This is a genomic window from Streptomyces phaeochromogenes, from assembly GCF_001418655.1.
Lineage (GTDB): Bacteria > Actinomycetota > Actinomycetes > Streptomycetales > Streptomycetaceae > Streptomyces > Streptomyces phaeochromogenes.
Window position 1 is genome coordinate 1 of the sequence record NZ_LIQZ01000497.1, and the last position, 351, is coordinate 351.

Annotated in this window: 1 pseudogene; it reads right to left on the reverse strand. The window is 76.9% G+C overall.

Annotated elements, in window-relative coordinates:
- Positions 1 to 351: pseudogene (locus AOK17_RS53015) on the reverse strand (diguanylate cyclase); the annotation flags it as partial.

Below are 351 nucleotides of genomic sequence, written 5' to 3' on the forward strand. Positions count from 1 at the left end.
GCCCCGGCGCCCCGGAGGGCGTGGCGGCGGCCCGTACGAGCCGGACCGGACCCTCCCCGTCGGGCACGGCGCCACCGGCCACCCGGTCGATCAGCGCGTGATCGGCGAAGCCGGCCAGCGCGAAGTCGAGGTGGACGCTCGCGGCCTCCGCCGGGTCCTCACACTCGGCGGCGGCGCGCGCGGCCCGGTGCAGCTGGTTGGTCCTGAACCGCAGGAGCGCCGCCTCCTGCTCGGTCTGCTTGGCCTCGGTCACATCCTGGAAGAGCCAGCCCACCCCGAGCGGAACCGGTTCCTCCGCGAGCGGCGAGGCGAGCCGCAGGAAGCCGCTGCGCCAGCACCGCCGCTGCTCGC